The sequence below is a fragment of the Micromonospora sp. WMMD729 genome, assembly GCF_049315225.1.
GTDB lineage: Bacteria > Actinomycetota > Actinomycetes > Mycobacteriales > Micromonosporaceae > Micromonospora.
Map to the genome: position 1 here is coordinate 5397686 of NZ_CP186059.1, position 19047 is coordinate 5416732.

The window sequence follows — 19047 nt, forward strand, 5'->3', positions numbered from 1 at the left end:
CTTAGCGTCAGAACCCCCGCCCCCGGCATAGGCGAATCCACCGGTATCCGTGCCCGGAGACCTTCACCGCGCCGAGCTTGCCCAGTTCGCCGTAGCCACGGTCGGTGAGCACGTCGATCGGCAGGTCGGCCTCGGGTTCGAGGCTGCTCAGGTCCACCTCGACGTCGTCGGTGCCCAGGTTGTGCAGGAAGACCATCGTGCCGGTCGGCCCGTCGGCCCGGTGCGCCAGCACTCCCGGCGGCATCGCCACGTCGATGTGCGTGGTGGAGCCGGAGCCGATCTCGGGGGCCTCCCGCAGGGTACGGATCATGCGCTCGAACCACGCCAACAGCGACTTCGGGTCGCCGCGCTGGGCGGTGACGTTGACGTTCTGGTAACCGAACTCGCCCTTGTCGATCACCGGGCGGACCAGCTTCTCCGCATCCGCCGTGGAGAAGCCGGCGTTCGGCTGGTACGACCACTGCATCGGGGTACGGATCGCCTCCCGGCCGGGCAGCGACAGGTCCTCGCCCATCCCGATCTCCTCGCCGTACCGCAGCACCGGAGTGCCACGCAGGGAGAACTGCAACGCGTACGCCAGTTCGATGCGCCGCCGGTCGTTGCCGAGCATCGGGGCGAGCCGGCGGCGGATGCCCCGGTCGTAGATGCGCATCTTCTCGTCCGGGCCGAACTCGGCGTACACCTGGTTGCGCTGTTCGGTGGTCAACCGGGACAGGTCGATCTCGTCGTGGTTGCGCAGGAAGGTGGCCCACTGCCCGCCGACCGGGAGCTTCGGGGTGTCGCGCAACGCGTCGACCAACAACTCCGGGTCCTGCCGCGCCAGGGCCAGGATGAGCCGACCGTTGAGCATGAAGTCGAAGAGCATGTGGATGCGGTTGCCGGAGCCGCTGGCGTCGCCGAAGAACGTCGGGAGCTGGTCCGGTTCGACGTTCGCCTCGGCGAGCAGGAGGGCGTCGCCGCGCCGCCACTGCACATGCTGGCGCAACTCGGTGAGGAACTCGAAGTCCTTCGGGGAGTCCGGGTTGCCCGGCTCGGTCAGCTCGATGATGAACGGCACCGCGTCCATCCGGAAGCCGGCGACCCCGAGCTGGAGCCAGAACGACATGATCTTCTTGACCTCGGCCCGGACGTCCGGGTTGGCGTAGTTGAGGTCCGGCTGGAACTTGTAGAAGCGGTGGTAGAACCACGCCTTGGCAGTGCGGTCGTAGCTCCACGTCTCGTTCTGCTCGCCGGGGAAGACCATGCCCTGGTGGCGGTCGTCCGGCTCGGTGTCGGACCAGACGAACCAGTCCCGGTACGGCGAGTCCGGCGAGGAACGGGCGGACTGGAACCAGGGGTGCTCGTCGGAGGTGTGGTTGACCACCAGGTCGATGATCACGCGGATGCCCCGGTTCTGCGCCTGGTGCAGCAGCTCGGCGAAATCGCCGAGGGTCCCGAAGCGGGGGTCCACGTTGTAGAAGTCGGTGACGTCGTACCCGTCGTCGCGGTTGGGTGAGGGGTGGATCGGGTTCAGCCACAGGCAGGTCACGCCCAGCCGGGCCAGGTAGTCCAGCCGGCCGATCAGACCACGGATGTCGCCGACGCCGTCGCCGTCGGAGTCGGCGTACGTGTCGATGTCGAGGCAGTAGACGACGGCTTCGGAATACCAACGGTCACCCATGCCGCGAGAAACTCTCCAGTTGATCTCCACGGCAAACCTGCCGGACGGCGGTCGGTACCCTGCCCGGCATGGACATCGACCTCGTACCACCGAGCGATGAGTTGGACTGGTCCCGGGGCGAGTGGTTGCACCCGCCGGTACGCGCCGAGCGGGGCGCCGCCGGTGAGCTGATCGTCGAGGCCGGGGCGGAGACCGACTTCTGGCGGCGGACCAGCTACGGCTTCGTCCACGACAACGGGCCGGCGCTGCTGGCGCCGCTGCCCGTCGGCGCGGCCATGGAGGTGAGCTTCGTCCTCGACTTCGCCGCACAGTTCGACCAGGCCGGTGCGCTGGTCCGGGTGGACGAGCGGACGTGGGTCAAGGCGGGCGTCGAGGTGAGCGACGGCGAGTCGCAGCTCGGCGCGGTGGTCACCCGGGAGTTCTCCGACTGGTCGGTGGCCCCGGTGCAGGGGTGGACGGGCCAGGAGGTCACCGTGCGGGTCAGTCGGGCCGGTGACGCGCTGACCGTGCGGGCGCGGGTGGCAGACGCGCCGTGGCGGTTGGTCCGACTCGCCCCGCTGGACCCGGCGGCCGAGGCGACGGCCGGCCCGTTCTGCTGCGCGCCGACGCGCGGCGGCCTCACGGTGACGTTCACCGCCTGGCGACAGGGCCCGGCCGACACCGCGCTGCATCCGGGGGACTGAACCGTCGTGGCGCGGCTCACCCGCAGGTGTGCCGCGCCGATCATTGGGTACGACAGTCCGATCCTCTCGTCGGCCACTCTCGGAAGGACGACCAATGGCGTACGCCCAGACCGGTGACCCGTCCGAGTTCACCGGCCTGACCGGGTGGGTGGCGTCCGTCATCGAGGCGATGGGTCCGGTCGGCGTGGCCCTGCTGGTCGCGCTGGAGAGCATCGTCCCGCCGATCCCCAGCGAGATCGTGCTGGCCATGGCGGGCTTCCTCGCCCACGAGGGTCAGTTCAACGTCGTCCTCGTCGTGGTGGCCGCGACGGTCGGCTCGCTGGTCGGCGCGCTGGTGCTCTACTGGCTCGGCGCGGCGCTCGGCGAGGAACGACTCAAGCGCTGGCTGGACCGCATCCCGCTGGTGGACCGCGACGACCTGGAGAAGGCCGACCGCTGGTTCGAGCGACACGGCCGCTGGGCGGTGCTGATCGGCCGGGTGGTACCGGTGGTCCGCAGCCTGGTCTCCGTTCCGGCCGGGGCCAACCGGATGCCGCTGGGCGAGTTCGTCCTGCTCACCACGATCGGAAGCGGCGTCTGGAACGCACTGATCGTCGGGGCCGGTTACGCGCTGGGCAGCCGGTGGCAGAACGTCGAGCGGTACAGCGACTGGTTCAACTACGCCATCGGCGCGGTCTTCGTCGTCATGGTGGTCAGCTGGGTGGCCCGTAAGATCCGCCGCCGCCGGCAACGCGACGACCGGCGGTCGGTGACCGCCGGTCGCTGATCCGCGTCCGCGCCGTGGTCAGGGCACCTGTTGCCCTGCGGCGGCTGTCGGCGCGGCCTGCGGTCGGCGCAGCACCACCTGCTCCAGCGCCGACCACGCCGTCGTCGTCACCAGGTAGATCACGGCGGCGAGCGGCAGCACCAGCGCCACCAGCACGGTCGTGAACGGCAGCAGGGGGAGCAGCCGAGCGAGCGTGGCCGCGCCCGGCCCCTCGGTGGGCGTACCGGCCACCGTGCCGACCGCCGCCGACGCCCGCCGTGCCCGCCGCGACGACCACCAGGCCAACGCCAGCAGCAGGACCAGCAGACCGGTGAAGAGCGGTCCGGCCGCGCCGGCCAGCCCGTCGCCGAGGTGGTGACCCAGGGGTACGCCGGCCAGCCGTTCGTCGAGCAGTCCGGTACCGCCCTCGTCGGTGGCGAACAGTCGGTACAGGACCAGCAGGAACGGCGCCTGGATCAGCAGCGGCAGGCAGCCGGCGACCGGGTTCGCGCCGGCCGAGCGGTACAGCGCGAACACCTCGCGCTGGAGGGTCGCCGGGTCGTCGGCGTACCGCTGCTGGAGCTCGTGTACCTGCGGGGCGAGCGCCGCGCGGCGCCGCTCGCCGCGGACCTGCGCGACGGTCAACGGTGTGATCAGCAGCCGGACGGCGACGGTGAGCAGCACAATGGCGGCGACGGTCGCCGCGCCGCCGGCCAGCGGTTCGAGCAGATCGGTGAGCCAGGACAACGCGGTGCCGGCGACGCCGACGACGGTGTGCAGTGGTGCGAAGGCGAGCATGGGAAACCCCTCGGTCCGATTCCGGTGGGTCCTTCAGCCGCAGCCGTTGCTGGACGGCACGAAGGACCGATGACGGTGGGATCGGCCGCGTGGCGACGGGTCGCTACGCGGCGAGGGGGCGTCCGGGTGCGCGGGGTCGGGGTCGTCCGGCGGCGTCCGGATCGATCTGGCGGGGCGTGCGGCGACCCCGGGCCCGGGCGCGCAGCCCGGCCCAACGTCGGGCGAACCCGGGCGCGCGTGCCGCGCCGAGCGGATGCGCGGCGAGCAGCGCGGCGACCAGGACCAGGGCGGTCAGCGCGGCCCCGGCCAGCAGGTCGGCCGGACGGTCGGCGAGCAGGCCGAGCTGGGCGAACGCGGACATCCACGTGGCCCAGAGGAATCCCAGCAGCACCGGCACGGGCTCAGCATAGGACCCGGTGTCACGTCTCCCGGCCGGATCGCTGACGCCCTGGGGCCGACACGCGGGGACGGCGTGCCGTCACCACGTTTCCGGGCGTTACCACCATGGGTAACCACACGTCCGACCGGCGCGGACGGACCGCGAGCGGCAGAAACGGACGGTGGTGCGCGATGACGGGGCAGGTGGCGGAGGCACCCGGCGGGACGACCGCGGGGACCGATGTGCTCACCGTTGGTGTCGAGGAGGAGTTCCTGCTCGTCGACCCGCACACCGGCGCCGCGGTACCCGCCGTCGACCTCGTGCTGGAGCAGGTCCCGGCGGAACTGCGCGGTCAGGTGGAGCGCGAGTTCCAGACCAGCCAGATCGAGATCGGCTCGCCGCCCGGGCTGGAGCTGTCGTCGATCCGGCACTCTCTCGGCGTACTCCGTAAGGCCCTTGCCGACGCGGCCGAGCGGGCCGGCGTACGGCTGCTGGCCATCGGCACCGGCCCGGTGGACGGCCCGGTGCCGCCCGTCGTGGACAAGCCCCGCTTCGACCGGATGATCGAACGGTTCCGGCTGCTCGTACCCGGCCCCGGCAACAACGGCATGCACGTGCACGTGGGCGTCCCCGACCCGGAGACCGGCGTGCAGGTACTCAACCACGTCCGGCCCTGGTTGCCGACGCTGCACGCCGTCACCACCAACTCGCCGTTCGCCGGGGGCGAGGACACCGGCTACGCGAGCTGGCGGTCGGTGGAGTGGGAGCGCTGGCCGTCGGTCGCGCCGACGCCCTGGTTGGAGTCGCACGAGCACTACCAGCGGCTGATCCGTCAGTTGATCTCCAGCGGGGTGATGCTGGACGAGGGGATGCTCTACTGGTACGCCCGGCTGTCGGCCAAGTACCCGACCGTGGAGCTGCGGATCGGCGACGTCTGCCCGACGGTCGACGACGCGGTGCTGGTCGCCGCGTTGGTCCGGGCTCTGGTGGCCACCGCCATGGACGACGTCGCAGCCGGCCGGCCGGCGCTGCGGACCGACCACCATCTGCTGGTCGGCGCGCACTGGCGGGCCGCGCACGACGGCCTGGAGGGCGACGGGGTGGACGTCACCACGGGCGAGGTGCGGCCCGCGTGGGAGCTGCTGGACCGGTTCGTGGAACGGCTACGGCCGGCGCTGGAGCGGCACGGCGACTGGGCCGAGGTGTCCGACCTGCTGGGTGGGCTGCGCCGACACGGCACCGGCGCGGCCCGGCAGCGGGCCGTGTACGCCCGTACCGGACGGCTCGTCGACGTCGTGCAGGACGTGGCGCGACAGACCCGCGGCTGAGCGCGCCCGCGTGACAGGATGATCCTGTGGCGCAACGACTGATCGTCATCGGTGGGGACGCCGCCGGCATGTCGGCGGCGTCCCAGGCACGTCGCCGCCGCGACCGGGACGACCTGGAGATCGTGGTCTTCGAGCGGGGTCACTTCACCTCCTACTCGGCCTGCGGTATCCCGTACTGGATCAGTGGGCTGGTGCCCGGTCCGGAGCATCTGATCGCCCGCACCCCCGAGGTGTTCCGCGACAAGTTCGACATCGACGTGCGGATGCGCCACGAGGTGACCGCCATCGACCTGGAGCGGCGCGAGGTGGTCGCCCGGGACCTGGACCACGGCGGCGAGATCCGGGAACGCTTCGACGACCTGATGTACGCGACCGGCGCGACACCGACCCGGCCCCCCTGGGCGCAGGTGGACGTGGCGGGCGTGTTCGGCATGCAGACCCTCGATGACGGCGCGGCGCTGCGCGACTGGCTGGATGCCGAGCCGAAGCCCCGCCGGGCGGTGGTGGTGGGCGGCGGCTACATCGGCGTGGAGATGGCCGAGGCGATGATGCAGCGAGGGCTGTCCGTCACGCTCGTCGAGCAGGCGTCGCAACCGATGTCGACGGTGGACGCCGACATGGCCGAACTCGTCGCCGAGGCCATGCGCGGCCTCGGCATCACCATCCGCAGCGGCCTGTCGGTGACCGGCCTCGACCAGCGGGACGGCCGGGTGTCCGCCGTGGTCACCGTCGAGGGGCCGATCCCGACCGACGTCGTGGTCCTGGGTCTCGGCGTACGCCCCAACGTCGGCCTCGCGGAGGCCGCCGGGCTGCCGCTCGGGCCGACCGGCGCGGTCCGGGTGGACCGGCGGATGCGGGTCCCCGGGTTCACCGGTGTCTGGGCGGCCGGCGACTGCGTGGAGACCCTGCACCGGGTCAGCGGCATGCCGGTGTACATCCCGCTGGGCACCCACGCCAACAAGCAGGGCCGGGTGGCCGGCATCAACATCGGTGGCGGGTACGCCACCTTCACCGGTGTGATCGGCACGGCGGTGACCAAGGTCTGCGAGCTGGAGGTCGGTCGGACGGGCCTGCGGGAGCGGGACGCCACGGAGGCCGGCTTCGACTTCGTCTCGGTGATCGCCGAATCGACCAACCGGGCCGGCTACTACCCCGGCGCCCGGCCGATGACGGTCAAGCTGATCGCCGAGCGCCCCAGCGGCCGGCTGCTGGGTGCGCAGATCGTCGGCTGGTCCGAGGCGGCCAAGCGAATCGACACGCTGGCCGTCGCGTTGTGGAATGGCATGACCGTGGACGACATGACCGCACTGGACCTGGGCTACGCTCCGCCGTACGCGCCGGTCTGGGATCCGGTGCTGATCGCCGCCCGAAAGGCGGTCGACACGCTCGCCGCCCTTGATCGCTGACCGCGCCCGCCGTGGAGGTCCACCCCGTGACCCAGACCCCGACCAGGCCCGCCGCGCGCCGACGTCCGACCATGGTCGACGTCGCCCGACACGCCGGGGTAAGCCTGAAGACGGTGTCCCGGGTGGTCAACGACGAGCCGGTGGGTCAGGAACTGCTCGGCCGGGTGCTGGCCGCCATCGCCGAGCTGGGTTTCCGCCGCAACGACATCGCGCGCAACCTGCGCTCCCGGCAGCTCAACGCCACCGTCGGGCTGCTCATCGAGGAGATCGCCAACCCGTTCTACGCCACGATCGCGAGCGTGGCGGCCGAGATCGCCGCCGCGCACGGCACGATGCTGATCACCGCCTCCTCGGAGGAGGACCCGGAGCGCGAACGCGCCGTCCTGCAGGACTTCACGCAGCGCCGGGTCGACGGGCTGCTGGTCGTGCCGGCCGGCCCGGACCACTCGTTCCTGCGGCGTGAGGTCGAGCTGGGCATGCCGGTGGTCTTCCTGGACCGGCCACCGCAGGGACTGCTCGCCGACACGGTGCTGCTGGACAACTCCGGCGGCGGCCGGGCCGGCGTCGGGGCGCTGCTCGACGAGGGGCACCGGCGCATCGGTCTGCTGCTCGGTGCGCCCAGCGTGCCCACCATGCGCGAGCGGCTGGCCGGCGCGCGATCGGCCCTGGCCGACGCCGGGATCGAGCCCGACGAGTCACTGGTACGCGACCGCCTGATCGCCCCCGAGGACGCCGGACGGGCGGTCGGCGCGCTGCTCGACTCCCCGAACCCGCCCACCGCCTTCTTCTGTGGCAACAACCGGCTCACCGTCGGCGCCTTGCAGGAGCTGCACCGCCGGGGCAGCGACGCGGCGCTTGTCGGCTTCGACGACTTCGAACTGGCCCACCTGATGCCCCGCCCGCTGACCGTCGTCGCCTACGACACCCGCGAACTGGCCCGGGTAGCCACCGAGCGCCTGTTCCAACGCATCGCCGGCGACGACAGCCCCCCGTCAACCACAGTCCTCCCCACCCGCCTCCTACGCCGAGGCCTCCCCTAACCCCCACGCCCCAGCCCAGCCCGCCGCGCCCGCCCCGGCCCCCGCGCCGATCTTGCACTTTCTGTCGTTGATTTGTGCACAAATGCACCCTTTGTCGCAGCAGAAAGCGCAAGATCGCGGGGTGAGCGACGTGCACGCGCCCCCACCCACTCGGACCCTCGCGATCTTGCACTTTGTGTCGCCGTTTTGCGCTGTTACGCGCGTTTTGCCGGGACAGAAAGTGCAAGATCGCGGAGGTCTCGGCGTGACGGCCCGGCGATCATGGACTTGTGGTGCCTCACTTATGCCGCAAAACACCACGGAACGCCCACCATAAGTCCATGATCGACCCGGGCGGGGCGGGCGGGGCGGGTAGGGCGCGGGGCGGGATTAGCGCGGGGCTGCCAGGAGGGCTTGCAGCTCTGCTCGGGTCGGGGGGTTGGCGCCTCGGCGGGCGCAGGTCAGGGCGGCGACCGTCGCCGCCTGCCGGAGCACCTTCGTCCACTGCTGCTCGGTCACCGCGGCGAGCCGGTCGGTCGGTCGGTCGCCGAGCGCGTCGATGTCGGCCAGGGCGGCCAGCAGACCGCCGGTGAACGAGTCGCCCGCGCCGACGGTGTCGACCACCGTGGTGGGTACGGCCGGCTGCTCGTGGAGCACGCCGTTCGGGGCGAGCAGCCAGGCACCGTCGCCACCCCGGGTCACCACCGCGCAGGACACCCCGGCCTCGCGCCACTCGGCCATCACGTCGGCGATCGAGCGGTCCGGGTAGAGCCAGGCCAGGTCCTCGTCGCTGGCCTTGACCAGGTGCGCGAGGGGTACCTGCCGGCGTACCCGCTGCTGCTCGGCGGCCCGGTCCGTGACGATGCTCGGGCGCAGGTTGAGGTCGATCGAGAGGGTGAGCGCGTCGCGTTCGCGTTCGCGGGCGAGCAGCCCCTCCAGCACCTGCGCGCCGGGGTCGAGCGCGAGGGCGAGCGACCCGGTGTGCAGGGCCGTCGCCGACGAGTCGGCCAGGTCGGCCAGTTCCTGCGCGGTCCACTGCCAGTCCGCCGCGCCGTCCAGCCGGAACTCGTAGCTGGCCTGGCCGGTGACGTCGAGGGTGGCGACCGCCACCGAGGTGGGCTCGGGCGCGCGGACGGCCCACCGCAGGTCCACCTGGTTGGCCGCCAGGTGCTCGGCGATCTGCTGGCCGTACTCGTCGGGGCCGAGCCGGGCGAGCAGCCGTACCGGCTGGTCGAGCCGGGCCAGGGTGACCGCCACGTTGGCCGGCGAGCCGCCGGGTACCGCGCGCTGCCCCTCGGGGGTGACCACCAGGTCGATGAGGGCTTCTCCCGCTACCACGATCATGCGGTCACCATGCCCGGGGCGAGCGGGCCGGGGCCACCGAGACCGTCGGCCGAGCGGGACAGCAGCACCGCCTGGTACGCGTGGTAGACGTCCGGTCGACCGTGCCAGACCGTGTCGGCGGGCAGGTTCCGCTCGTCCAGTTCGTGCCGCCAGCCGGTGCCGTCGATCAGGTAGCGGCGCGCGTACGCCCAGAAGACCCGGTACCAGTCGGCGTAGAGGGCGTCCCCGGTGCGGCGGTAGAGGGTGATTGCCGCGCCGACGGCCTCGGCCAGCACCCAGTGCATCCGGGAGCGGACCACGGGCCGGTCGTCCCAATCGATCGTGTAGACGAAGCCGTCCGCGCCGTCGACCGCCCAGCCGCGTCGCAGGGCGGCGGCGAAGAGGGTACGGGCGTCGGCGAGCAGCCAGCCCGGCGGCTGCGGCAGGACGGCTTCCAGTTCGAGCAGCAGACGGGCCCACTCCAGCCAGTGACCCATCGTCGAGCCGTACGGCCGGAACGGGTCCGCGGGCTGGTCCCGGTTGTAGTCGAGCAGGGGCGTCCAGTCGGCCGTGAAGTGCTCGGGCAGTCGCCAGTCGTGCCGGGCGGCCTCGGTGTGCACGAGGTGGGTGGCGATCCGCAGGGCGCGGTCGGTCCAGCTCGGGTCGCCGGTGGCGGCGGCAGCGGCGAGGTACGCCTCGACCATGTGCATGCTGCTGTTCGCCCCGCGGTAGTCCTCGGTGACCGTCCAGTCGCGGTTCCACGACTCGCGGACCGCGCCCGCCTCGTCGTCCCAGAACCGGTCCAGGACCACGGTGAGCGCGTCGGCGAGCAGCCGGTCCGCGCCGGGGCGTCCGGCCCGGGCGGCGCTCGACGCGGCGAGCAGCACGAAGGCGTGGTCGTACCCGGCCTTACGCTCGTTGATCGGCGTGCCGTGCTGGTCCACGGCGCTGAACCAGCCCCCGTACCGGTCGTCACGCAGCAGCGTGTCGAGCGCGGCGATGCCGTGGTCGACGATCGCGGCGGCGTCCGGGTCGCCGTTGCGGTGGGCGAGCGCGGCCACGTGGGTCATCCGACAGGTGATCCAGGTGTAGACGGCTTCACCCCGGTCCGGGGTGCGGTCGTCGGTCAGCCACCAGAAGCCACCTTCGGGCCGGACCGACCGACGGGCCGTGTCGAGCAGCGTGCGGGTCTGGTCGGCGAGGAACCCGTCCAGGTCGGGCAGATCGGGCACCCCTGCCGGGGCAGGGGTCGGTTCGGCGTCGAAGCGGGGCGCGTCGGTCATCTCAGCTGGTCACCGTCGAGGAGCGAAGGGGCATACGGCAAGGATCGGCAAACGGACCGGGTCCGCGCCGGAAAACCCGCTAACGGTACGCCCCGAACCGGTTCGCCGACGTGGGTACGGCGCTACGAAGATCATGAGGAACATCATCCCGTTTGTCCGTTGACATCGTTGTCACCCCCTCAACCCTGCTCCGGCGGCCGGCTCACTGTCAATTCGCGCCCAGATCCCTAGTAGTGGTCGTCGATCGGCCGACGCGCCTCCTCGAACAGCGCCGGCCCCTCGTAGCGCACCGGAGGCAGCGCCGGGGTGGCCGGCTTGACCGCTTCGAACTGCTCGCTGGAGAGCGCGTACACCACCCGGCCGAGGCCGGAGCGGTCGATCGCCGTCGCGCACATCGGGCAGGGCTGGCAACTCGTGAACATGGTGGTGCCGGCGGCCGCCTCGGTGGACAACTCCCGGGCGGCCCAGCGGGCCAACTTCAACTCCGGGTGGGCGGTGATGTCCGAATCCGAGACCACGGTGTTGTGGTCCTCGATGAGGACGACACCATCCGCGTCGACCAGTAACGAGCCGAACGGCCGTTCGCCGGACGCGCCGGCCTGGCTGGCGATCTCCACGGCACGGCGGAGGAACTTCTCGTCGTCGGGTGTCACGGGGCCTCCTGGGTCACGTCCTGCTGCGGAACGGTGCGAGCGTGGCGCGGATCTGGTCGGCCGCGCCCCAATCGTCGTCGAACTGGGCCAGCACCGCGAGGTGCTGTCGCAATTGGACGATCGGCATCCGGGCCTGCCAACCGTCGTCGAGCGACGTCAGTTCGGCGTAGACGTCGAAGAACCGCCGCGCCTCCGGCGGGGGCGACGTCGTCCAGACGTGCGCGAGGTCGACCTCGGCCCACAGGTACGACACCGCCGGGTCGATCAGCGCCGGCTCCCCGTCGGGGGTGGCCAGGATGTTCTGCGCCCACAGGTCACCGTGGGTGAGGCAGGCCGGCCGGGCCGGCAGCAGCTCGGGCAGCCGGGCGCAGAGCCGTTCCAGCGCGTCCCGGTCCTCCCGGTCGAGTGCGGCGTCCACACGGGGCTCGCCGAGCCAGCGGAGCAGCCGGTGCTGCGCGAAGAACGCGAACCCGTCGTCGTGCCAGGTGTTGACCTGCCGGCGACGCCCCAGCCAGTTGTCCCGGTGCCAGCCGAAGCGCGGATGCGTCGTACTCAGGTGCAGGTGGGCCAGCACCTGCGCGAACCGCTCCCAGAACGCCTCACTGCTCGGCCGTGGTCGCAGCATTGACAGCACCAGCACGTCCCGGTCCGCGCGGATCACGTCGGGCGTGGCCACACCGCCCAGGTCGCGCAGCGCGGCCAACCCGTCGGCCTCGGCGTGGAAGACGTCGTCGGTCGGCGTCTCGGCGAACGCCTTGACGAACACCGGCGGCGCATCCCGGCGGGTGGCGATGCCGGCGAGCGCCGCGAGCCCGCCCGCCGCCGGCTCGACCGCGACGACATCGCGCATCCCGGCGCGCAGCAGGGTCTCCCGCAGGAACGGTCCCGGTCGCACCACGACAGGCTCCCGGATCTCCGATCAGGTGTCCACCCCGTATGACGCACTCCCCCGGCACGGGCAGGATGGCGGGATGGAGCTGCCCGAGGGACTTGGTTGGGTACGCGCGTCGGCGGTCGGCCGGGCCTGGCTGACCGCGCTACCCAAGCTGGTGGCGGAGTGCGCCGAGCGGTGGTCGCTGCGCCTCGGTCCGCCGTTCCGGTACGCGTACGCCTCGGTGGCGCTCCCCGCCGACCTGCCCGATGACACGCCGGCGGTGCTCAAGATCCAGTTCCCGGACCAGGACAGCCGGCACGAGGCCCACGCGCTCGCCCACTGGGACGGCGACGGCGCGATCCGGCTGCTCGCTCACGACGTCGAGCGGCGCGCGCTGCTGGTGGAGCGCTGCCGCCCCGGTACGCCCCTGCACGAACTGCCGACGGACCGGGCCCTGGACGCGGCGGTCGACCTGCTGCCCCGGCTCTGGCGACCGGCCGGCGCGCCGTTCACCCCGCTCGCCGAGGAGGCCGCCGGCTGGCTGGACCGGATACCGCGGAGCTGGGAACGTGCCGGCCGACCGTACGAGCGGCGGCTCCTCGACGCGGCGCGCGCCCTGCTGGTCGACCTGTCGGCGAGCCAGGGCGAGCAGGTGCTCGTCAACCAGGACCTGCACGCCGGCAACGTGCTCGCCGCCGAGCGCTCCCCCTGGCTGGCGATCGACCCGAAGCCGCTGACCGGTGAGCGGGAGTTCTCGGTGGTGCCACTCGTACGCGGTCCGGAGCTGGGGCACTCGCCGGCCGCCGTCCGGCACCGACTCGACCGGCTCAGCTCCGATCTCGGGCTGGACGTCGAGCGCGTCCGGGGCTGGACGATCGGCCACTGCCTGGCCTGGAGCATCGCCGACAAGGTCGTCTTCACGCACCAGATCGAGGTGGTCCGCTGGCTGCTCGGCGGCGAGTGACGTCGAGGGTCAGCCGGCCTGGCAGGTGGGGCACCAGTAGAGGTTGCGGCCGACCAGGTCGCCACGACTGACCGCGGTGCCACAGATGTGGCAGGGGTCGCCGGCGCGGCGGTAGACGTACACCTCGCCGCCGTGGCGGTCGACGCGCGCCGGCCGACCCATCGCCTCGGGCAGGTGGGCGTCGCGGACGGTGTCGATCCGACCCTGCGCCAGGGCGAGGCGCATCAGCGCGACCAGGTCGGCCCAGAGCGCGTCCCAGCCGGCCCGGGTGAGCGCCCGACCGGGCATCGTGGGCGGCAGCCCGGCCCGGAACAGCACCTCGGTCACGAAGATCAACCCGGTGCCGGCCACCACCGACTGGTCCAGCAGCAGCGCCGCGAGGGGCGTCGAACTGCGGGAGATCCGGGCGTACGCCCGCTCGGGGTCGGCGTCGGCGCGTAGCGGATCCGGACCGAGGCGGGCGCGCAGGGCGTCGACCTCGGGCGGGGTGAGCAGTTCACAGGCGGTCGGACCGCGCAGGTCAAGCCAGTGCCGGTCACTGGCGAGCCGCAGCCGCACCTGGCCGACGGGCTCGGGTGGCGTTCCCGAACCGTCGGTGAACTTGCCGTACAGCCCGAGGTGCACATGCAGGGTCACCTCGTCGGCGAAGTGGTGCAGCAGGTGCTTGCCGTACGCCTCGGTGCCGTCCAGGACGGTGCCGGAGAGCCGCGCGGCGCCCTCGGCGAAGCGGCCCTGCGGGCTGGCGGCGTGCAGCTTGTCACCGGCGAACAGCTCGGCGTGCCGGGCCGCCAGGCGGTGGATCGTGTGTCCCTCTGGCACGGGTGCCAAGGATAGCCAGCCGTGTCGGGGCGGCCGCCACGCCGGGGATCGGCCGGCCGTACCCGGAATCGGTGTCAGGAAACACCCAAGTGGGTATTTCGGGGTCGCAGCGCGTGGGTGCCACCCCTGAACGTCGGCCACCACGCAGTCAACAGGAGGTGTGTAGTGGTCAGGATTCCTTCGCTGTCCCGGCGGTCCGAGCAGACGCCGACCCGGGACGAGAACATTGACAACGGCGATACCCCGGGGCGGGACGCCGACCAGACGACGTACCCCAGCACCACGGCGACCGGCGACGCCACGGCGACCGCCGGACGGACCGGGCGCACCGGCGAGGCCGAGCGGCGGGCCGCGGAGCGCGCGGCCGTGGCCCGTGCCGCCACCGCCCGGCCGGCGGAGACCGAGACCGCCCGCACCACGGAGGGTGAGAACCGGTCCGCCGCTGCACGGCCGGTCGACGGCAAGGCGGGCGCCGCCGCGACGGCGGTCGCGGCCCCGACCATCGAACGCGACAAGGACATCGACGGTACGACCACCCGGCGGCCCGAGCGCGACACCGACGTCGACCGGACGACGACCACGCGGCCCGACGCGACCGACCGTCCGCTCGACACCACCCCCGGCCGCGACACCGAGCCGACGCCGGTGACGCGCGGTCCGAAGCCGCGGGCCAGCCTGCTGGCCACCTTCGGCCTGATCGTCTCCGTGGTCGGCGCGCTGTTCGTGCTGAGCGGCACCCTGGCCGGGTACGGCATCGGGCTCGGCGCGCTCGGCGCGGTGCTCTCGGTGCTCGGCCTGATGGCGACCCGCCGCCGGCACGTCGCCGGCAAGACCGACGCGCTGTTCGGCATCCTCATCGGGCTCGCGGCCGTGGTGATCGGCGTGCTGGCGATGACCGGTCAGTTCGTGTGGCCGACCACGGACGGCGACTGGGTGCAGCGCCTCCGCGAGTGGCTTGACTCACAGTTTGTCGACCGTTTCTAGCGGGCACTGTTCGGCTCGCCGGTGGTGCACCGGCGAAAGGCCGGCGGTTCGCCGGCAGCCCGAAGGTGGTTCACCAGCCGGGCGACACCCTTTCAGGGGCGGCGATTCGCCGCCCCTGAAGTGTGTCCGGGGTCCGCACGTCGGCTCGCATGGTCGACTTCCGGAGAAGACCTCGTGGGCACCCCTCCCTCCCCCTTTCCGTCTTTGCTCTGCTTCAACCGGCGCAACGGCGAGGCACCGAAACTGTTGCGCCGGTTGAAGCAGAGCAAAGGGTGTGCGCGCACCCCTCGCGCCCCGCGCCAGCCGCGGGCCGCCGGCCTGTCCACACAACGAATCGCAGCCGAGCACCCCTCATACGCAACGAATCTGCGATCTGCGCAACCCTCAGTGGTGGATCCTGCCGCTGACGCCGCATAACGTTGAGCAACGGCGCCAGCCCGTGGGCCACGGTGGCCGGGCGCGCCCGACCCCTGGGAGCAGGACAATGACGATGGACGCCACCAGCCAGCGTCTCCTGATGTGCCGGCCGACGTACTTCGCCGTCGACTACGCCATCAACCCCTGGATGGACCCGAGCGCGCCGGTCGACGCCGCGCTGGCCGTCCGGCAGTGGGAGCAGCTTCGCCAGACGTACCTTGACCTGGGCCACACCGTCGAGGAGATCACTCCGGTGCCCGGCCTGCCCGACATGGTCTTCGCCGCCAACGGTGGCACGGTGATCGACGGCAAGGCGATGGCCGTGCAGTTCCGCGACCCGCAGCGCGCCGACGAGGCGCCGGCCTACCGGGCCTGGTTCGAGGCCGCCGGCTTCGAGATGTACGACCCGAAGCACGTCAACGAGGGTGAGGGCGACGTCCTGCTGGCCGGCGACCACCTGCTCGCGGGCACCGGCTTCCGGACCGCGCACGCCGCGCACGCCCAGTTGCAGGAGGTCTTCGGCTACCCGGTGATCACCATGCAGCTCGTCGACCCGCGCTTCTACCACCTGGACACCGCGCTGACCGTCCTGGACGAGCGGACCGTGGCGTACCTGCCGGAGGCGTTCTCCCCCGGCAGCCAGGCCGTGCTGCGCCGGCTCTTCCCCGACGCCGTGCACGCCACCATGGCCGACGCCGAGGTGCTCGGCCTGAACGCGGTCAGCGACGGACGGCACGTGGTGCTGCCCGCGCAGGCCACCGACCTGGCCGCCAAGCTGCGCGACCGGGGCTACGAAACCATCGGGGTCGACCTCTCCGAGCTACGCAAGGCCGGCGGCGGGCCGAAGTGCTGCACGCTGCGACTCCGTCAGGGAAAGGCAAGCAAGTGATCGTGGACGACAAGCTGCGTACGCCGGGAGCGGTCCGGGACGCCGAGCGCTGGACGGCGCACAACTACCACCCGCTGCCGGTGGTGATCTCGTCGGCCGAGGGCGCGTGGCTCACCGACGTGGACGGCAAGCGCTACCTGGACTGCCTCGCCGGCTACTCGGCGCTCAACTTCGGCCACCGGCACCCGCAGCTCATCGCCGCCGCGCACGCCCAACTGGACCGGCTGACGCTGACCAGCCGCGCGTTCATCCATGACCAGTTCGCCGACTTCTGCCGGGAACTGGCCGAGCTGTGCGGCAAGGACCTCGTGCTGCCGATGAACACCGGCGCCGAGGCCGTGGAGACCGGCATCAAGGTGGCCCGCAAGTGGGGCTACCAGGTCAAGGGCGTACCGGCCGGCCAGGCGAACATCATCGTGGCCGACGGCAACTTCCACGGGCGGACCACCACCATCGTCAGCTTCTCCACCGACGAGGACGCCCGCGCCGACTTCGGGCCGTACACCCCGGGCTTCACGGTCGTCCCGTACGGGGACCTGGACGCGCTCGCCGCCGCGATCGACGACAACACCGTCGCCGTGCTGCTGGAGCCGATCCAGGGCGAGCAGGGCGTGGTGGTGCCGCCCGAGGGCTACCTGCCCGGCGTACGCCAGGTCTGCACCGACCGGAACGTGCTGTTCATCGCCGACGAGATCCAGTCGGGTCTGGGGCGTACCGGCCGGACCTTCGCCTGTGACCACGAGGGCGTCGTACCGGACATGTACCTGCTGGGCAAGGCCCTCGGCGGCGGCATCGTGCCGGTCTCCGCGGTGGCCGCGAACAGCGACGTGCTCGGTGTGCTCAAGCCCGGCCAGCACGGCTCCACCTTCGGCGGCAACCCGCTGGCCTGCGCGGTGGCCACCGAGGTGGTCCGGCTGCTGGCGACGGGCGAGTTCCAGCGCCGCTCGGCCGCGCTGGGCGAGCGGCTGCGGACCGGCCTGGAAGGGCTGCTCGGCAAGGGCCTCGTGGGCGTACGCGTCCGGGGCCTCTGGGCCGGTCTGGACATCGACCCGGCGCTGATGAGCGGACGCGAGGCGTGCGAGCGGCTGATGGCGCGCGGCATCCTCGCCAAGGACACCCACGGCTCGACCATCCGCCTGGCCCCACCCCTGGTCATCACCGAGGAGGAGATCGACCAGGCCATCAAGACCCTCACCGAGGTCCTGGCCGCCTGACACCCGCCCCGTTGATCATGAAGTTATCGCCCGCCACATCGGCGTGTCGTGGCGATAACTTCATGATCGACGGGGGTGTCCACGCGCCCGGTTGGCGCGGGGTGGGTCAGGGGCGGGGTAGGCGCATCGCCATGGTGGGGGCCTCGGCCATCACTGAGGTGGGGGTGAACGGGGCGCCGGTGGGCAGTTCCTCGGCGCGGCCGATCTGCACGCCGGGGTACAACTCGATCATGTCGTTCTCGCCCAGCACCCGGGACTGCTGCGGCGCGAGCGGAATCCGGTCCGACTCGGTCATCGAGCCGGCCGGTCGGATGCCCGAGCCGTTGGTGCTGATGTCGGTCACGATGACCTCGCCGACCCGCAACTCGAAGCGGACGTGACCCCGGCTGATCCACCGCCGGGCCTCGTCGTTGAGCCACTGCCCGAGCATGATCCCGCCCTCCTGCTCGGGTGCCCGGCCGGCCACGATGGGCTGCTCCTCGCTCAGCACGAACCGTCGCCGGACCAGGCCGCCGACGCGTACCGCGAGCACCTCCGTACGCGGACGCGGACCGACGTCACCGAGCCGCGCGCCGTGCCGGGGGCAGGTCGGTACGCCGTTACGCAGCGAGGGTGGCGGCTGCGCGGCCGGGCTGCGGTCGGCGCCGCCGGCGAGGTCGGCGAACGCGCCACCCCCGCCACCGCTGCCGAACAGCGCGCACCCCGACTCCGGGCACCGCCACTGGCGGGCCAGCAGCTTCGCCCCGGTGGGCGAGCGCTTGCCGGCGACCGGGGCGTGCCCGCCGCCGACGTGCGCGATGAACACCGGACCGCCCGCTCCCGGCACCGGGGCGACCACCCGGCCGGGCTGCTCGACCAGCCACGGGAACCGCCCGCGCAACCCGTCGAACCGGACCCGGGTGAGCACCGGCACACCCAGCAGGTCGGCCACCTCCAGCATCCGGTCGCCGGGATTGTCGAGCACCTCGACCAGCCCGTCGTCCGCCCAGCGGCGCACCACCATCCGCTCGTTGGAGGTCAGGTCGGCGTCGGAGAGCAGCGCCCGGTGCACGATCGCGTACACCTGGACGCTGTCCTCCTCCATCTCGCGGGAGAGCGCGTCGATGACCATGCCGAGGCGCAGCAGGCTCGCCGGCCGACCGCCGTCGATGTCCTGGTAACGGATGATCTCGGCCAGGTCGAGTACCGCCCTTGCCAGCGACGGATCGGTGCAGACCCGCCCCTCGATGGCGTCCAGCACCTTGCTGATCTCGAATCTCATGCCGCGCTCCGGACGATGTCGTCAATCCGCCTGGCCAGCTCGAAGTCCCGGTGGGTGACCCCGCCGGACGAGTGCGTGACACAGCGGAAGGTCAGGGTCCGCCATCGGATGTCGATGTCGGGATGGTGGTCGAGTGCCTCGGCCACCGCCGCCACCCGGTCAACCACCGCGATGGCCTCCAGGAAACTGCTGAGCTGGGCGGTACGGCCGATGCCGGTCGGGTCGCCCGACCAGTCGGACAACCCGCCCAGCTCTTTCCGCACCGCGTCCGCGGTGAGCAGGTCTGCCATGACCAGACCCTACCGGTGGCGCGTCCGACGGGTCGGACGCGCCACCGGTAGACGGCAC

Annotated in this window: 19 protein-coding genes; 9 read left to right on the plus strand and 10 right to left on the minus strand. The window is 72.2% G+C overall.

All coding sequences use genetic code 11. The features are described 5' to 3' along the window. Window positions 1-7: 7 nt before the first annotated feature. On the minus strand, window positions 8-1660 hold the full coding sequence (locus ACN263_RS24655; protein WP_422736689.1) for an alpha-amylase family protein: 1653 nt from the start codon (window positions 1658-1660) through the stop codon (window positions 8-10). A 68-nt stretch (window positions 1661-1728) separates the two neighbouring features. On the opposite strand from ACN263_RS24655, the gene ACN263_RS24660 reads away from it, so the two are divergent. Both ACN263_RS24660 and ACN263_RS24665 read left to right on the plus strand, forming a co-directional pair. Next, entirely contained in the window at window positions 1729-2343 is a 615-nt protein-coding gene (locus ACN263_RS24660; RefSeq protein WP_422736690.1) for a DUF1349 domain-containing protein, read from the plus strand. Between the two features lie 94 nt (window positions 2344-2437). Continuing rightward, entirely contained in the window at window positions 2438-3109 is a 672-nt protein-coding gene (locus ACN263_RS24665; protein WP_422736691.1) for a DedA family protein, read from the plus strand. Between the two features lie 18 nt (window positions 3110-3127). On the opposite strand, the gene ACN263_RS24670 is transcribed toward ACN263_RS24665, so the two are convergent. Together ACN263_RS24670 and ACN263_RS24675 are read right to left on the minus strand one after the other, a co-directional pair. Further along, a complete protein-coding gene (locus ACN263_RS24670) occupies window positions 3128-3886 on the minus strand; it encodes a YidC/Oxa1 family membrane protein insertase (protein WP_422736692.1) in 759 nt (252 codons plus the stop codon). Window positions 3887-3989: 103 nt separating this feature from the next. Further along, window positions 3990-4283, minus strand: a complete 294-nt coding sequence (locus ACN263_RS24675) for a DUF6412 domain-containing protein (protein WP_422736693.1) — start codon at window positions 4281-4283, stop codon at window positions 3990-3992. Window positions 4284-4456: 173 nt separating this feature from the next. Here ACN263_RS24675 and ACN263_RS24680 point away from each other — a divergent pair, with 173 nt between their 5' ends. The 3 genes from ACN263_RS24680 (at window position 4457) to ACN263_RS24690 (ending at window position 8039) form a co-directional block, all read left to right on the plus strand. After that, on the plus strand, window positions 4457-5593 hold the full coding sequence (locus ACN263_RS24680) for a carboxylate-amine ligase (protein ID WP_422736694.1): 1137 nt from the start codon (window positions 4457-4459) through the stop codon (window positions 5591-5593). Window positions 5594-5619: 26 nt separating this feature from the next. Further along, window positions 5620-6999, plus strand: a complete 1380-nt coding sequence (locus ACN263_RS24685) for an FAD-dependent oxidoreductase (protein ID WP_422736695.1) — start codon at window positions 5620-5622, stop codon at window positions 6997-6999. A 71-nt stretch (window positions 7000-7070) separates the two neighbouring features. Further along, on the plus strand, window positions 7071-8039 hold the full coding sequence (locus ACN263_RS24690; RefSeq protein ID WP_422740812.1) for a LacI family DNA-binding transcriptional regulator: 969 nt from the start codon (window positions 7071-7073) through the stop codon (window positions 8037-8039). A gap of 369 nt (window positions 8040-8408) precedes the next feature. Here the strand turns inward: ACN263_RS24690 and ACN263_RS24695 are convergent, their stop codons facing one another. The 4 genes from ACN263_RS24695 to ACN263_RS24710 form a co-directional block, all read right to left on the minus strand. Continuing rightward, the gene (locus ACN263_RS24695; RefSeq protein WP_422736696.1) at window positions 8409-9362 is read right to left on the minus strand and encodes a carbohydrate kinase family protein; all 954 of its coding nucleotides are present in this window, start codon (window positions 9360-9362) and stop codon (window positions 8409-8411) included. Beyond that, a complete protein-coding gene (locus ACN263_RS24700) occupies window positions 9359-10624 on the minus strand; it encodes an AGE family epimerase/isomerase (RefSeq protein WP_422736697.1) in 1266 nt (421 codons plus the stop codon). Before ACN263_RS24700 ends, ACN263_RS24695 begins: the two co-directional genes overlap by 4 nt. A gap of 227 nt (window positions 10625-10851) precedes the next feature. Beyond that, window positions 10852-11277: a nucleoside deaminase gene (locus ACN263_RS24705; RefSeq protein WP_422736698.1), complete on the minus strand. Its 426-nt coding sequence runs from the start codon at window positions 11275-11277 to the stop codon at window positions 10852-10854. A gap of 13 nt (window positions 11278-11290) precedes the next feature. Next, complete coding sequence (locus ACN263_RS24710) at window positions 11291-12175, minus strand: fructosamine kinase family protein (protein ID WP_422736699.1); 885 nt, start codon at window positions 12173-12175, stop codon at window positions 11291-11293. 73 nt (window positions 12176-12248) lie between these two features. On the opposite strand from ACN263_RS24710, the gene ACN263_RS24715 reads away from it, so the two are divergent. After that, complete coding sequence (locus ACN263_RS24715) at window positions 12249-13115, plus strand: aminoglycoside phosphotransferase family protein (RefSeq protein WP_422736700.1); 867 nt, start codon at window positions 12249-12251, stop codon at window positions 13113-13115. 9 nt (window positions 13116-13124) lie between these two features. Here the strand turns inward: ACN263_RS24715 and ACN263_RS24720 are convergent, their stop codons facing one another. Next, on the minus strand, window positions 13125-13934 hold the full coding sequence (locus tag ACN263_RS24720; RefSeq protein ID WP_422736701.1) for an Fpg/Nei family DNA glycosylase: 810 nt from the start codon (window positions 13932-13934) through the stop codon (window positions 13125-13127). 165 nt (window positions 13935-14099) lie between these two features. Here ACN263_RS24720 and ACN263_RS24725 point away from each other — a divergent pair, with 165 nt between their 5' ends. From ACN263_RS24725 to rocD, 3 genes are all read left to right on the plus strand, one after another. Continuing rightward, a complete protein-coding gene (locus ACN263_RS24725; protein WP_422736702.1) occupies window positions 14100-14918 on the plus strand; it encodes a thrombospondin in 819 nt (272 codons plus the stop codon). A 490-nt stretch (window positions 14919-15408) separates the two neighbouring features. Continuing rightward, entirely contained in the window at window positions 15409-16224 is an 816-nt protein-coding gene (gene ddaH, locus ACN263_RS24730) for a dimethylargininase (RefSeq protein WP_181518433.1), read from the plus strand. Next, window positions 16224-17438, plus strand: a complete 1215-nt coding sequence (rocD, locus tag ACN263_RS24735; RefSeq protein WP_422740813.1) for an ornithine--oxo-acid transaminase — start codon at window positions 16224-16226, stop codon at window positions 17436-17438. Before ddaH ends, rocD begins: the two co-directional genes overlap by 1 nt. Window positions 17439-17544: 106 nt before the next feature. Here rocD and ACN263_RS24740 read toward each other — a convergent pair whose 3' ends face one another. Together ACN263_RS24740 and ACN263_RS24745 are read right to left on the minus strand one after the other, a co-directional pair. Continuing rightward, window positions 17545-18699, minus strand: a complete 1155-nt coding sequence (locus tag ACN263_RS24740; protein ID WP_422736703.1) for an FHA domain-containing protein — start codon at window positions 18697-18699, stop codon at window positions 17545-17547. Beyond that, on the minus strand, window positions 18696-18989 hold the full coding sequence (locus ACN263_RS24745) for a 4a-hydroxytetrahydrobiopterin dehydratase (protein WP_422736704.1): 294 nt from the start codon (window positions 18987-18989) through the stop codon (window positions 18696-18698). The genes ACN263_RS24740 and ACN263_RS24745 overlap by 4 nt, the downstream gene beginning before the upstream one ends. Between the last annotated feature and the right edge of the window lie 58 nt (window positions 18990-19047).